Below are 13,156 nucleotides of genomic sequence, written 5' to 3'. Positions count from 1 at the left end.
AGATTATCCGGCTAAAAATCGGGCGCCTTGGATGGCTTGGGCTGGCGAGCGGGAGGAGAAACCATGAGCGGAATACAGGAATTTGAGCAGGTGCTCGATGGTAGCGACAAGAACGTCGCTTCTTTCGAACATCAAAAGATTTCACCCTTGAAGCGCGCGCAGCACTTCCTGCACTCGACGCCCGCGGCGGTGCCACTGATCGTGCTGATCCTGTCGATTGCGATCTTCGGCCTGACCATCGGCGGACGCTTCTTTTCGTCCTATACATTGACGCTGATCCTCCAGCAGATCGCCGTTGTCGGCATTCTCGGTTCAGCGCAGACACTGATCATCCTGACCGCCGGTATCGACCTTTCGATCGGCGTGGTGATGGTGATTTCGTCCGTCGTCATGGGCAATGTTGCCGTGAATTATGGCCTGCCGAGCGGCGTCGCTGTCCTTGCGGGCTTTGTGGTCGGCGGTCTGTGCGGACTGTTCAACGGCTTCCTTGTCGCCGTGGTCAAGCTGCCTCCGTTCATCGTGACGCTCGGTTCCTGGAACATCGTCATGGCGACGAATTTCATCTATTCGGCCAACCAGACGATCCGTGATGCCGATGTGTCGCAAAACGCGCCTCTGCTGCAGATCTTCGCCACGAATTTCCGTATGGGCAGTGCCATTCTGACCCTTGGCGTGATTGCCATGGTTCTTCTGGTCGCGCTGCTCTGGTACATCCTCAACCACACGGCCTGGGGCCGCCACGTCTACGCCGTTGGCGATGACCCGGAAGCTGCAAAGCTTTCCGGTATTCAGACCCGCAAGGTTCTGTTGAGCGTCTATACGGTCGCAGGCATCATCGCTGCCTTTGCGGCATGGGTGGCCATCGGTCGTAACGGCTCCATCTCACCCTCCGCAGCCGTGACCGACTATAACCTTCAGGCCATTACCGCGACCGTTATAGGTGGCATCTCGCTCTTCGGCGGACGCGGCTCCATCCTCGGAACCCTGTTCGGCGCCATGCTCGTGGGTGTCGTTTCCATGGGTCTCAACATGCTGGGTGCGGACCCGCAATGGAAGGTCATGCTGACCGGCTGGCTCATCATCGCCGCCGTCGCAATCGACCAGTGGATCAGAAAGGCAGGCGTGTGATGACGGATACCACAAGGCAACCCATTCTTTCCGCCCATGGCCTCGTCAAGCGCTATGGCCGCGTGACTGCCCTCGACAATGCGGATTTCGATCTCTATCCGGGAGAAATCCTTGCCGTCATCGGCGACAATGGTGCGGGCAAGTCCTCACTGATCAAGGCTCTTTCGGGCGCTATACGCCCGGATGAAGGCGAGATCCGTCTGGAAGGCAAGCCGGTGCAGTTCAAGACGCCGCTCGAAGCCCGCGATGCCGGGATCGAGACCGTCTACCAGAACCTTGCTCTGTCGCCTGCCCTGTCGATCACCGACAACATGTTCCTCGGTCGCGAATTGAGAAAGCCGGGTATCATGGGCTCCGTTTTCCGCAAGCTCGACCACTCCGCCATGGACAAGTTTGCCCGCTCCAAGCTTTCCGAACTGGGGCTGATGACCATCCAGAACATCAACCAGTCGGTGGAAACCCTCTCCGGCGGCCAGCGTCAGGGCGTGGCCGTGGCACGCGCCGCAGCCTTCGGCTCCAAGGTCGTCATTCTGGACGAGCCGACAGCCGCACTGGGCGTCAAGGAAAGCCGGCGCGTGCTGGAGCTTATTCTCGACGTTCGCTCCCGCGGCCTACCGATCGTGCTGATCTCGCACAACATGCCGCATGTGTTCGAAGTGGCCGACCGCATCCATATCCACCGGCTTGGAAAGCGGCTCTGCGTCATCAATCCGAAGGAATACACCATGTCTGACGCGGTGGCCTTCATGACTGGTGCCAAGGAACCGCCGAGAGAGACGCTCGCCGCATGACGATGACGCTTGATGCGATAGCGGGCGAGATCCTTGCCCGCGCGTCAGACAGTGCCCGCTTCATTATCGGCATTGCCGGTCCCCCTGGGGCCGGCAAATCCACTTTGGCGGATGCATTGCGGGACGAGCTCACACGGCGCGGTGAAAAGGCCGAAGTCCTGCCCATGGACGGGTTCCACATGGATAACGGCATTCTGCAACATCGCGGCCTCTTTGCCCGCAAGGGCGCGCCGGAGACGTTCGACGTGCGCGGTTTCTCAGACATTCTGGCAGCTGTCCGCAGGGCGGATCAGGAGGTGCTGGTGCCGGTCTTTGACCGCTCCCGGGAAATCGCAATTGCCTCGGCCCGCGCCATCGCCGCCGACACACGGTTCATTCTGGCGGAAGGAAACTATCTGCTGCTGAATGAAGAGCCGTGGGCGCGGCTGAAAGCCAGTTTCGACTTTACGATCTTCGTTGGTCCATCTTTCGAGGTTCTGGAACAGAGGCTGCGGGACCGGTGGGTCGGTTATGGTCTGGACGAGGCAGCGATCCTTGCCAAGCTCTATGACAATGATCTCCCGAACGGCAAACGCGTGGTGCAGCACTCCGCTGCTGCCGGCCTCAGCCTCGATATCTGGCACTAGTTCCTTTTTCACACCATCAGGCCGGTCGCACACCCCTTCTGGAAAGACACCTGCGCCGCGCAGACGCGCGACGCGGATTGCGGCGGCACGGTCATGGCCGATGGTGGAAGCGCGCGCGCTTTTTCTCAAAATCCTTTCCGATTTTCGAGCGCATGTTGTAGGTCATGAAACCATGACGATTCTGGATGCGGCATGACTGCCAAGGTTTTCCTCTCCCGGCTGAAACTGAGCGAGTTTCGCAATTATGCGGAGGTTGCCCTGCGCCTTGATGCGCGGCACGTGGTGCTGACGGGCGACAATGGATCAGGCAAGACCAATCTGCTGGAAGCCATCTCCTTCCTGTCTCCGGGCCGCGGGCTTAGGCGCGCGACGCTTTCCGATGTGACGCGGGTGGGGGCTGAGGCTGCAGGCTTTTCCATCTTCGCCGAAGTCAACGGCATGGATGGCGAGGTCGCCATCGGCACGGGGCTGGAGGGTGAAGGCGAGACACTGTCGCGCCGTCTGCGGCTGAATGGCACCTCGGTCAAATCCGTCGATGAACTGACCGACCATCTCCGCGTCTTGTGGCTGACGCCGGCGATGGATGGCCTGTTTACCGGCTCCTCCTCCGACCGCCGCCGGTTTCTTGACCGGCTCGTTCTGTCGCTCGATCCCGGCCATGGCCGCAGGGCAAGTGATTTCGAAAAGGCCATGCGTGGCCGCAACCGCCTGCTCTCTGACGGCCGCTTCGATCCGGTCTGGCTGGAGGGCATCGAAAAACAGATGGCCGAGCTTGGCATTGCCATGGCCGTTGCCCGCCACGAGATGCTGGGGCTGTTGCGCGCGCTGATCGACAGCCGCAGCAATGATGCGAATTTTCCGACCGCTTCGCTGACGCTCTCCGGTTTCATGGACGGAGAGTTTCATCGCCCGGCGGTCGATCTGGAAGACGAGTATCTCGCGACTTTGCGAGACAATCGCTACCGCGATGCTGGCGCCGGACGCACGCTGGAAGGCCCGCACCGCGCGGATCTCTTCGTGCGCCACGCGGAAAAGGACATGGATGCAGGCCGCTGCTCCACCGGCGAACAGAAGGCGCTTCTGGTGGGTCTGATCCTCGCCCATGCCCAGCTGACCGCTAATATGACGGGCTATGCGCCGGTGCTGCTGCTGGATGAAATTGCCGCTCATCTGGATGAAGGGCGGCGCGCTGCCCTGTTCGATCTTATCCACGCTCTGGGCGGCCAGAGCTTCATGACCGGGACGGATGCCGCCATGTTTGCGGGTCTGGGAGAGCGGGCGCAATTTTTCAATGTTTCCCACGGCAGCGTCGAATGATAGTGCTTATCGCCTGTTGAGCATGAGCGGAGAATAGACTTTGGATGCCCTGACGCCAGAGGAAATCGAACGTTACAAACGCCATATCCTGTTGCCGGAAATCGGCGGCACCGGCCAGCAGCGCCTGAAGGCTGCCAAAGTGCTGGTCATTGGCGCTGGCGGGCTTGGCGCACCGGTGCTGTATTATCTGGCGGCGGCGGGTGTCGGTACGCTTGGCATCATCGATGACGATGTGGTGTCGCTTTCCAATCTGCAGCGGCAGGTGATCCACGATACCGGCACCATCGGCGAGCTGAAAACCGAAAGCGCCCGCCGCTCCATCGCACGGCTGAACCCGCATGTGCGCACAATGCATTTCGAGGAGCGCTTCTCCCTCGTCTGGGCGCATGACCATCTGAAGGGCTTCAATCTCGTCATTGATGGCTCCGACAATTTCGACACGCGCTATGCAGCGGCGGACGCGGCCGAGACGGCAAAGGTGCCGCTGGTGACGGGGGCCGTTGGCCGTTTCGACGGGTCCGTGACCGTGCTGAAACCCTATGAAACCGGCCCTGATGGCACCTTACTTCCCCGCTACCGCGATCTTTTCCCCGCCCCGCCGCCTGCGGGCGTCGTGCCATCCTGCGCGGAAACCGGCATTATCGGCGCGCTGACGGGCGTGATCGGGACGATCATGGCGATGGAGGCAATCAAGGTTATCACGCAGACCGGTGAGCCGCTGATCGGGCGACTGCTGCTCTACGATGCGCTGGCAGCCCGTTTTGAAACAGTTCGTTACAAAAGACGCGAAGGGAAAAAATGATCGAGATTCGCCGTATTGATAAAGACTTTAAACAATTCGAAGAACTGCTGACACTGATATTATCTGCATTTGCCTATATGGACGGCGTTATCGATCCACCCTCATCTGCGCACCGGCTGACGCTGGTCAATCTGGCGCAGAAGGCCAAAGACGAGATTGCCTTTGTCGCGTTGGATGGCGACGATCTGGCGGGATGTATCTTCTGCAGGCCGGAAGCGTCATGCCTTTACATCGGTAAGCTCGCCGTCTCGCCCTCTTCGCAGGGCAAGGGTGTGGGCTTTGCCCTGCTGCAAAAAGCAGAAGAGCTTGCCGGCACTCTGGGTCTTGCGACGCTGCGGCTGGAAACGCGCATCGAACTCACGGGCAACCATCGCCGGTTTTATGCCTGGGGCTTTTCAAAGACGGCGGAAAACTCCCATCCCGGCTTTACGCGGGTGACCTCCATCGAGATGATGAAACGTCTCGCCTGATCAGCTCCTGCCGGGTAGCACCCGGTTGGGCGGGCGGTGGCCGTCATAGAAGGCGCGGATATTGATGATGACCTTGTCGCCCATATCGATCCGGCCTTCGATGGTTGCCGAACTCATATGCGGCAGGAGGACGACCTTGCCCTCATTGGCCAGCTTGATGAGCTTGGGGTTCACCACCGGCTCGTTTTCGAAGACGTCCAGCCCGGCGCCCGCGATCTTGCCATCCATCAGGCAACGGATCAGCGCTGCCTCATCGATGATATCGCCACGCGCCGTGTTGACGATGTAGCTCGTGGGCTGCATCAGCGCCAGGTGACGGGCGGAAATGAGGTGATAGGTGGCGGGCGTCGAGGGGCAGTTGACCGAGACGATATCGACACGGGCCAGCATCTGATCGAGGCTGTCCCAATAGGTCGCCTCCAGCTCCGCCTCGGTGGCCGGATTGACGCGCTTGCGGTTATGATAATGGATCGACAGGCCGAAGGCCTTGGCGCGACGGGCAACGGCGGTGCCGATGCGGCCCATGCCGACGATGCCGATGCGCTTGCCTGACAGACGCCGTCCCAGCATCCATGTGGGCGACCAGCCGCGCCATTCGTCCGATCCATTGGCGAGAACACGCGTGCCCTCCACCAGCCGCCGTGGAACGGCCAGAACCAATGCCATGGTCATGTCGGCGCTGTCTTCGGTCAGAACATTTGGCGTGTTGGTGACGGTGATGCCCTTACGGGCCGCCGCATCCACATCGATATGGTCGATGCCGTTTGAAAATCCGGCAATCAGCTTCAATTGCGGGCCCGCCTGCTCGATCATGTCAGCCGTGATTCGATCGGTCACGGTTGGCACCAGCACATCCACCCGCTGCATGGCGCCGACAAGTTCGGCAGTCGTTCTCGGAGCGTCCTCTATGTTGAGTTCCGCATCGAACAGCTCGCGCATACGGGTTTCGACCAGATCCGGCAGTTTGCGTGTCAAATAGACGGTCGGTCTCTTCTTATTCGTCATTGTCAGCAGGCACCTTGTTCAGAGGTCGTTAACCAAAAAGAGCGATAATTTCCTTCACCAGGGGCGTTTCTACCAGACCCGCCGGCGAAGACAAACAAATCTCGCATGTTGTCGTCATCGACTTCGGAAATGGTAGGCCTGACTGCCGCCTCAACTACCAAACCGCAAGGAAACGGAAACCGACATGCGTAGCATTGTTTCTATTGTCTGCATTGCATTGTCGCTGGGTTTTCTCAACGCCGCAAGCGTACCGGCGCTTGCGCAGGGTGCCGCCAAGGGTGCCAGCGGCCTGCCATTGCCACGCTTCGTCAGCCTGAAATCAAAGCGCGTCAACATGCGTATCGGCCCCAGCACCGATTACGCCGTATCCTGGATGTACATGAAATCGGGAATGCCGGTGGAAATCATCCAGGAATATGAGAACTGGCGGCGCATCCGTGATGCCGATGGCACGGAAGGCTGGGTCAACCAGGCACTGCTCTCGGGTGAAAGAACCGCCGTGGCGGCCCCGTGGATGCGCGGCAAGGGCAAGGATGTCTATGTCAACATGCGCCGCGAGGCGCAGTCCGGAGCGCCCGTTGTGGCGAAACTTGAGCCGGGCGTTCAGATCGGCATCGGTGAGTGCAATGGTGACTGGTGCAAGGCCCAGGCCGGTCAGGTGACCGGCTGGGTTTCTCAAAGCGAGATCTGGGGCGCCTATCCCGGCGAGGCGTTCAAATAAGGCCGTGCTTCTTTGCAAGCGCCTGCAGCGATGACATGGGGCGCGGCCCAACCTGCTGAATGACAGCGGCCGCCGCAAGGCATCCGAGCTTGCCGGACTCTTCCAGAGAACGGCCCTGCGTATATCCATACAGGAAGCCTGACGCGAAAAGGTCTCCCGCTCCCGTCGTGTCAACGACATCGTGGACGGGATAGGCATCGACCTTGACCCGCTCCGAACCACGAAGGATGGTTGCGCCCTCTTCGCTCATCGTGACCGCGGCGAGCTTGCAGTCTGCGGCAATTTTCGTCAAAGCCAGCTCGAAATCGTCCGTCTCGTACAGCGAGAGCGCTTCCTGCTTGTTGGCGAAAACGATATCGACGGTACCGGAGCGCATCAGCTCCAGAAACTCTTCGCGGTAACGACCGACGCAGAAGCTGTCTGAGAGCGTCATGGACACTTCCCGGCCGTTTTCATGGGCAATGCGGGCGCAATCGCGGATCGCATCCTTTGCGCGCGGCGGGTCCCATAGATAGCCTTCGAAATAGGTCACTTTCGATTCCGCAACCACGGCAGGCTCCACATCCTCAGGACCCAGTTCCACACAGGCCCCGAGATAGGTGTTCATCGAACGCTCGCCATCTTCGGTGACGAAGATCATCGAGCGGGCCGTTGGCGGAAATGTGCCGCGTGGTGCCGTTTCGAAATGGACGCCCTGGGCGCGGATATCGTGCTGGAAAATCTCGCCCAGCTGATCTTCTGCCACCTTGCCGAAATAGGCGGCGCGTCCGCCGAAATTGGCAATGCCGGCTGCCGTATTGCCAGCGCTTCCGCCGGATGCTTCCAGAGCCGGGCCCATCAGCGAATAGAGCAGCTCGGCGCGCTCGGCGTCGATCAGGTTCATGGCGCCCTTGGTAATGGCGTTGTCGGTGAGAAAGCGATCATCGCAGCGGGAGATGATGTCCACGATGGCATTGCCAACGGTCAGTACGTCGAATTTTGTCATGAGCCTCTTGTCCGAACCGCATCGACGGATGCGTTATCCGGAACTCGGTCTTAAAGATTTCTGCGACTAAGAAAAGCCAAAACCGCGCCGTGACGGGCGCTGACAACACTTCTGACGTGAAAAATACACGTCATGTGCCTGTCACGAAGCCTTGCTATAGAATGCGCATCGCTTCGTCACGGATGTACTGACGCAGTGAGCGGATCAAGGCGGGGGCGACCCCGCTTTTTTCTTGTCCCGTCAAGCCTGCTGCAATTTCCTGACCTGCAGCAAATTAGTTTGTTTGAGCGGCGCATATGCTTTAGACCGGAAGCCTCTTCAGGCTCCGCGAAAGTCCTTTCCGTAATGTATGCTGTCGCCGTTAATGTCGCGCCGATCTTTCTTCTCATCCTCATTGGCTGGGTGACAGTGAAGGTAAAGCTGTTCAAGGCGGAGGCGGGCGATGTCCTCAGCGACTTCGTCTTCAAGATTGCAGTTCCCGCATTGATTTTCCGCACGCTTGCGACAGCCGATTTCCATGGTGCCTCGCCATTCAAGCTCTGGCTTACCTATTTCACCGGCGTCGCGATAACCTGGGCGGCGGGCCAACTCGTGACGCGGCACGTGTTCAAACAGGAATTGCGGATCGGCGTGATCGCCGGCATATCGTCGGCATTTGCCAACAACATCTTCATCGGGCTTCCCTTGGTCGGTCGCTCTGTTGGCAGCGATGGAATCGTTGCCATTTCCATTCTGCTTGCGGTCCACCTTCCGATCATGATGATCGCCGGAACCATTCTGATGGAGAATGCATCACACAAGGTCACGGGTGGTGAAAAGCGCGGGACGCTTGCCGTGCTTCGTCAGGTGGGGCGCAATCTGGTGCAGAACCCGCTGGTGATTGCGGTGGTTCTGGGTCTCTGCTTCAACCTGTCCGGATTGCCCATGCCACTGGTGATGATGACGGTCATCGATCAGATATCTGCGATTGCCGGGCCGACCGCCCTGATTTCCCTCGGCATGGCCCTGACCAAATACCCCATTCGGGGCAACCTGCGCATTGCTGTCACGATGACAGCCTTCAAGCTCATCCTGTTGCCAGCCTGCGTATGGGTCGCTGCCCATGCCCTTGGCTTGAGCCCGGCATGGACCGCCGCGCTCGTCCTCACCTCATGCGTACCGACGGGCATCAATTCATGGCTGCTGGCCAACCGTTTCGGCATAGGCCACAGCGTTGCTGCATCCACGATCAGCATTTCGACGCTGTTCGGCGTGCTGACCGTTTCCGCATGGGCATGGTTGCTGAGTTAGTCGGCGTTGACCGTAAAACCCATCACTTCTGCGCGCTGAGAATCTTGAAGCGCGAGTTGCGGCAGACTTCTTCGCTCTTGCGGAACTCGCTCGACAGAACCGTCTCATAGGGAAGCCCGCGATTGGCGACCATCAGCAGCTTGCCGCCGCTTCGAAGCGCCGTTGCCGCCGTCTTGATCAGCGCCTGACCGAGCGCAGGCTCTGCTGCCTGTCCACCCGCATGGAAGGGCGGGTTCATGATGATGAGATCGTATTTTTCCTTCGGCGGCTCTGCGGCCAGGTCCTGCCAGAAGAAGCGGGTCGTCAGGCGTGGGCAGTTTTCCAGAAGATTGGTCTTGGCAAATTCCAGCGCGTTCCAGTCGGCCTCAAAAAGGTCGATACGGGCGGTGCGCGGAGATTTTTCGGCCAACATGATGGAGAGGTAGCCCCAACCAGCGCCGAAATCCGCAGCATTGCCATCGAAATCCGTGGGCAGGCGCGAGGCCAGAAGTTCCGAACCGCCGTCGATGCGATCATGCGAGAACATGCCCGGCATGGCCGTGAAGCGCCGCTCGATGGTAACAGCGTCCTGCTTGAGCTTGGAAACGGCAGTGGAGACATCCTCAGGACGACCGAACCAGATGGCAACGCCATGATATTTCGGTGTCGATTCCGCTTCGATGCCGAGCTTTGACAGCGTCTTGCGCAGCGTAACGATGCCATCTTCCTTGGAACCGGCAGCGACAATCAGACCGCCAGCCTTGACGCGGCTCAGCGCTTCCGCAAGGCGGTTCTCATTTTCACCGCGATGCTTGCCGCACAGGATGAGGGCTGCATCATAGTCTTCGCCGGAGAGGTCAGGCGTGACCTCGGACCCCTGTGCCTGCAATGCGCGGTACAGCGGGCGCAGGTTCTGGACCGAGACGATCTCTGCGTCAAAACCATCCAGACGCGGGGCGCCGGCTTCCGCACCCAGAAACAGGACACGCTCGCCTGCCTTGGGCGCAGCCAGCATATCTGCGGCAAAGGGGTGGAACAGGGTTTTGACAGCGTCACGGCTCATCGGAGCATCCTTCGGAGCATGTCCGGCAAGAGCGCGAGGCGCTTTGGCGTACGGACCATGCGTTAAAACAGACATCGAGCGTTTGTGTGCTTTCTGGAAGCCAGCACGCTCTAACAATAGAAAAAAGGCGCGGGTTAAAATCCCGCGCCTCAGTAGGGTCTAGCGCAGGCGGCCTTATTCGGCAGCTTCGCCTTCGCTCTTCTTTTCAGCAGCCACTTCCTTGCCGGTTGTCTGGTCGACAACCTTCATGGAAAGGCGAACCTTGCCGCGCTCATCGAAGCCCATCAGCTTGACCCAAACCTTGTCGCCTTCCTTGACGACGTCGGAGGTCTTGGCAACGCGCTCGGAAGCCAGCTGCGAGATGTGAACGAGGCCGTCACGGGCGCCGAAGAAGTTGACGAATGCGCCGAAGTCGGCGGTCTTGACGACCGTGCCTTCGTAGATCTGGCCAACTTCCGGCTCGGCAACGATGGAGTGAATCCACTTGCGAGCGGCTTCGATTTCCTTGCCCGAGGACGAGGCGATCTTGACGGTGCCGTCATCTTCGATGTTGATCTTCGCGCCGGTCTTTTCAACGATTTCGCGGATGACCTTGCCGCCGGAGCCGATGACTTCACGGATCTTGTCGACCGGGATGTTCATGACTTCGATGCGTGGTGCGAACTCGCCGAGCTGGCCACGGCTTTCCGTGATGGCGTTGGCCATCTCGTTGAGGATGTGCTTGCGTCCACCCTGAGCCTGTTCCAGAGCGACCTTCATGATCTCTTCGGTGATACCGGCGATCTTGATGTCCATCTGAAGCGAGGTGATGCCGTCAGCTGTACCGGCAACCTTGAAGTCCATGTCGCCGAGGTGATCTTCATCGCCAAGGATATCAGACAGAACGGCAAAGCGTTCGCCTTCAAGGATGAGGCCCATGGCGATACCGGCAACCGGCTTTGCCAGAGGAACGCCTGCGTCCATCAGAGCGAGCGAGGTGCCGCAGACGGTTGCCATGGAGGACGAACCGTTGGACTCGGTGATCTCGGATACGACGCGCAGCGTGTATGGGAACTGCTCAGGCGTTGGCAGCATCGGGCGGATTGCGCGCCATGCGAGCTTTCCGTGACCGATTTCGCGACGGCCCGGGGAGCCCATGCGGCCTGTTTCACCAACCGAGTAGGGAGGGAAGTTGTAATGCAGAAGGAAGCGTTCCTTGTACATGCCCGTGAGGCTGTCGACATACTGCTCGTCTTCACCGGTGCCGAGCGTGGCAACGACGATGGCCTGGGTTTCGCCGCGTGTGAACAGCGCCGAGCCGTGCGTGCGTGGCAGAAGGCCGACTTCCGAGATGATCGGACGAACGGTGGACAGGTCGCGGCCGTCGATGCGGCTCTTGGTGTCCAGAATGTTCCAGCGAACGATCTTCGCCTGCAGGTGCTTGAAGGTCGCGCCGATTTCTTCAGCGGTGTACTTGGCTTCGCCATCTTCCGGCAGGAAGTGAGCCTTGACCTTGGCCTTTACGGCGTCAACCGCGTTGTAGCGGGCAGCCTTTTCGGTGATCTTGTAGGCGTCGCGCAGTTCAGCTTCGGCAATGCCGAGCATTTCAGCTTCGAGAGCGGAGAAATCTTCCGGTTCGAATTCGCGTGGCTCCTTGGCGGCTACTTCAGCGAGCTTGATGATCGCGTCGATGACCGGCTGGAAACCGCGGTGACCGAACATGACGGCACCGAGCATGATTTCTTCGTTGAGTTCCTTGGCTTCGGACTCAACCATTAAAACGGCGTCCTGCGTACCGGCAACGACGAGGTCGAGTACCGATTCGTCCATCTCGTCGAGATGCGGGTTCAGAACATATTCGCCGTTGATGTAGCCGACGCGTGCGCCACCGACCGGGCCCATGAAAGGAACGCCAGACAGCGTCAGTGCAGCCGAAGCGGCAACCATCGACAGAACGTCCGGGTTGTTTTCCAGATCGTGCTGAATGACAGTGACGACAACCTGCGTGTCGTTCTTGTAGCCTTCAGGGAACAGCGGGCGGATTGGACGGTCGATCAGGCGCGAAACCAGCGTTTCGTTTTCAGAAGGACGGCCTTCACGCTTGAAGTAACCACCGGGGATCTTGCCGGCGGCATAGGTCTTTTCCTGGTAGTTGACGGTGAGCGGGAAGAAGTCCTGACCGGGCTTCGGTGCCTTTGCGGAAACGACGGTGGCCAGAACCATGGTCTCGCCATAGGTGGCGATGACGGCGCCGTCTGCCTGACGGGCAACCTTGCCCGTTTCAAGCTTGAGCGGGCGGCCTGCCCATTCGATTTCCACGGAGTGTTGATTGAACATATCTTGTCCTCAAATATCGTCCCGGTTTTCAAAACGAAAACGCGGGAACAGAACGTATCACGGGCAAGACAGCGGGAGGCTCCAGCACATGTTCCCTTAAAACACGACAACACCGCAGTGTTGTTAAAGCATCCGGCAATCCTGCCCCATGACAGGTCATCGGTTATATCAGACGGCACCGGCCCATCCGGCCCGTCTCTCATTGTTGGCGTCACTTGGACTGCCGATAGTCTATTCCAGCATGTGGCCGGAAGAAAACCGGCGGGAATTTCTTTAAAAACCCCGCCGGAATTGCAATTTTAGCGGCGAATGCCGAGGGCACCGATCAACTTGGTGTAACGGCCTTCGTCCTTCTTCTTCAGATAGTCGAGAAGCGAACGGCGGCTGGAAACCAGGGTCAGAAGGCCACGACGCGAGTGGTTGTCCTTCTTGTGATCCTTGAAGTGGCCCGTCAGGTTGTTGATCCGTTCGGTCAAAATTGCGACCTGAACTTCCGGCGAACCGGTATCACCTTCCTTGGTGGCATATTCCTTGATAAGGGCGGCTTTGCGCTCTGCAGTAATCGACATCGGACGATCCTTTCTATTTTAAGGAAAAACGGGACGCCAAGCGCCGGGATGTCGTCCAGCACTGGCCATGTATTAGCGTGGGCTCTGCCCAAGC

13 protein-coding genes are annotated in these 13,156 nt (G+C 59.3%); 8 read left to right on the top strand and 5 right to left on the bottom strand.

Annotation, left to right across the window (positions count from 1 at the left end; genetic code table 11):
- The first annotated feature begins 63 nt into the window (after positions 1 to 63).
- From QRN85_RS22070 to QRN85_RS22045, 6 genes are all read left to right on the top strand, one after another.
- On the top strand, positions 64 to 1,128 hold the full coding sequence (locus tag QRN85_RS22070) for an ABC transporter permease (protein WP_062587350.1): 1,065 nt from the start codon (positions 64 to 66) through the stop codon (positions 1,126 to 1,128).
- A complete protein-coding gene (locus tag QRN85_RS22065) occupies positions 1,128 to 1,919 on the top strand; it encodes an ATP-binding cassette domain-containing protein (protein ID WP_062587349.1) in 792 nt (263 codons plus the stop codon). The genes QRN85_RS22070 and QRN85_RS22065 overlap by 1 nt, the downstream gene beginning before the upstream one ends.
- Positions 1,916 to 2,545, top strand: coding sequence for a nucleoside triphosphate hydrolase (locus QRN85_RS22060; protein ID WP_284760115.1), 630 nt, complete (start codon positions 1,916 to 1,918; stop codon positions 2,543 to 2,545). The genes QRN85_RS22065 and QRN85_RS22060 overlap by 4 nt, the downstream gene beginning before the upstream one ends.
- Before the next feature lie 192 nt (positions 2,546 to 2,737).
- Positions 2,738 to 3,862, top strand: a complete 1,125-nt coding sequence (gene recF, locus QRN85_RS22055; protein WP_284760114.1) for a DNA replication/repair protein RecF — start codon at positions 2,738 to 2,740, stop codon at positions 3,860 to 3,862.
- A gap of 40 nt (positions 3,863 to 3,902) precedes the next feature.
- Positions 3,903 to 4,664, top strand: a complete 762-nt coding sequence (gene moeB, locus QRN85_RS22050; RefSeq protein WP_284760113.1) for a molybdopterin-synthase adenylyltransferase MoeB — start codon at positions 3,903 to 3,905, stop codon at positions 4,662 to 4,664.
- Positions 4,661 to 5,134, top strand: coding sequence for a GNAT family N-acetyltransferase (locus QRN85_RS22045; RefSeq protein ID WP_284760112.1), 474 nt, complete (start codon positions 4,661 to 4,663; stop codon positions 5,132 to 5,134). Before moeB ends, QRN85_RS22045 begins: the two co-directional genes overlap by 4 nt.
- Here QRN85_RS22045 and QRN85_RS22040 read toward each other — a convergent pair whose 3' ends face one another.
- Positions 5,135 to 6,139, bottom strand: coding sequence for a 2-hydroxyacid dehydrogenase (locus QRN85_RS22040; protein ID WP_284760111.1), 1,005 nt, complete (start codon positions 6,137 to 6,139; stop codon positions 5,135 to 5,137).
- Positions 6,140 to 6,323: 184 nt separating this feature from the next.
- Here QRN85_RS22040 and QRN85_RS22035 point away from each other — a divergent pair, with 184 nt between their 5' ends.
- The gene (locus tag QRN85_RS22035) at positions 6,324 to 6,860 is read left to right on the top strand and encodes an SH3 domain-containing protein (protein WP_062587343.1); all 537 of its coding nucleotides are present in this window, start codon (positions 6,324 to 6,326) and stop codon (positions 6,858 to 6,860) included.
- Here QRN85_RS22035 and QRN85_RS22030 read toward each other — a convergent pair.
- On the bottom strand, positions 6,853 to 7,845 hold the full coding sequence (locus QRN85_RS22030; protein ID WP_062587342.1) for an adenosine kinase: 993 nt from the start codon (positions 7,843 to 7,845) through the stop codon (positions 6,853 to 6,855). The genes QRN85_RS22035 and QRN85_RS22030 overlap by 8 nt on opposite strands.
- 345 nt (positions 7,846 to 8,190) lie before the next feature.
- On the opposite strand from QRN85_RS22030, the gene QRN85_RS22025 reads away from it, so the two are divergent.
- Entirely contained in the window at positions 8,191 to 9,135 is a 945-nt protein-coding gene (locus QRN85_RS22025; protein ID WP_284760110.1) for an AEC family transporter, read from the top strand.
- Positions 9,136 to 9,157: 22 nt separating this feature from the next.
- Here the strand turns inward: QRN85_RS22025 and QRN85_RS22020 are convergent, their stop codons facing one another.
- The 3 genes from QRN85_RS22020 to rpsO form a co-directional block, all read right to left on the bottom strand.
- On the bottom strand, positions 9,158 to 10,177 hold the full coding sequence (locus tag QRN85_RS22020) for a class I SAM-dependent methyltransferase (protein ID WP_113098522.1): 1,020 nt from the start codon (positions 10,175 to 10,177) through the stop codon (positions 9,158 to 9,160).
- A 174-nt stretch (positions 10,178 to 10,351) separates the two neighbouring features.
- Entirely contained in the window at positions 10,352 to 12,493 is a 2,142-nt protein-coding gene (gene pnp / locus QRN85_RS22015; RefSeq protein ID WP_062587339.1) for a polyribonucleotide nucleotidyltransferase, read from the bottom strand.
- A gap of 299 nt (positions 12,494 to 12,792) precedes the next feature.
- Positions 12,793 to 13,062 carry a 30S ribosomal protein S15 gene (gene rpsO / locus QRN85_RS22010; RefSeq protein ID WP_062587338.1) on the bottom strand — a complete coding sequence of 90 codons (270 nt, stop codon included), beginning with the start codon at positions 13,060 to 13,062 and terminating at the stop codon, positions 12,793 to 12,795.
- Positions 13,063 to 13,156: the final 94 nt, after the last annotated feature.

The organism is Agrobacterium sp. fls2-241-TYG-188a, assembly GCF_030209845.1.
Note: the sequence above shows the minus strand (reverse complement) of the source record. Positions and strands in the feature narration are given on the sequence as shown.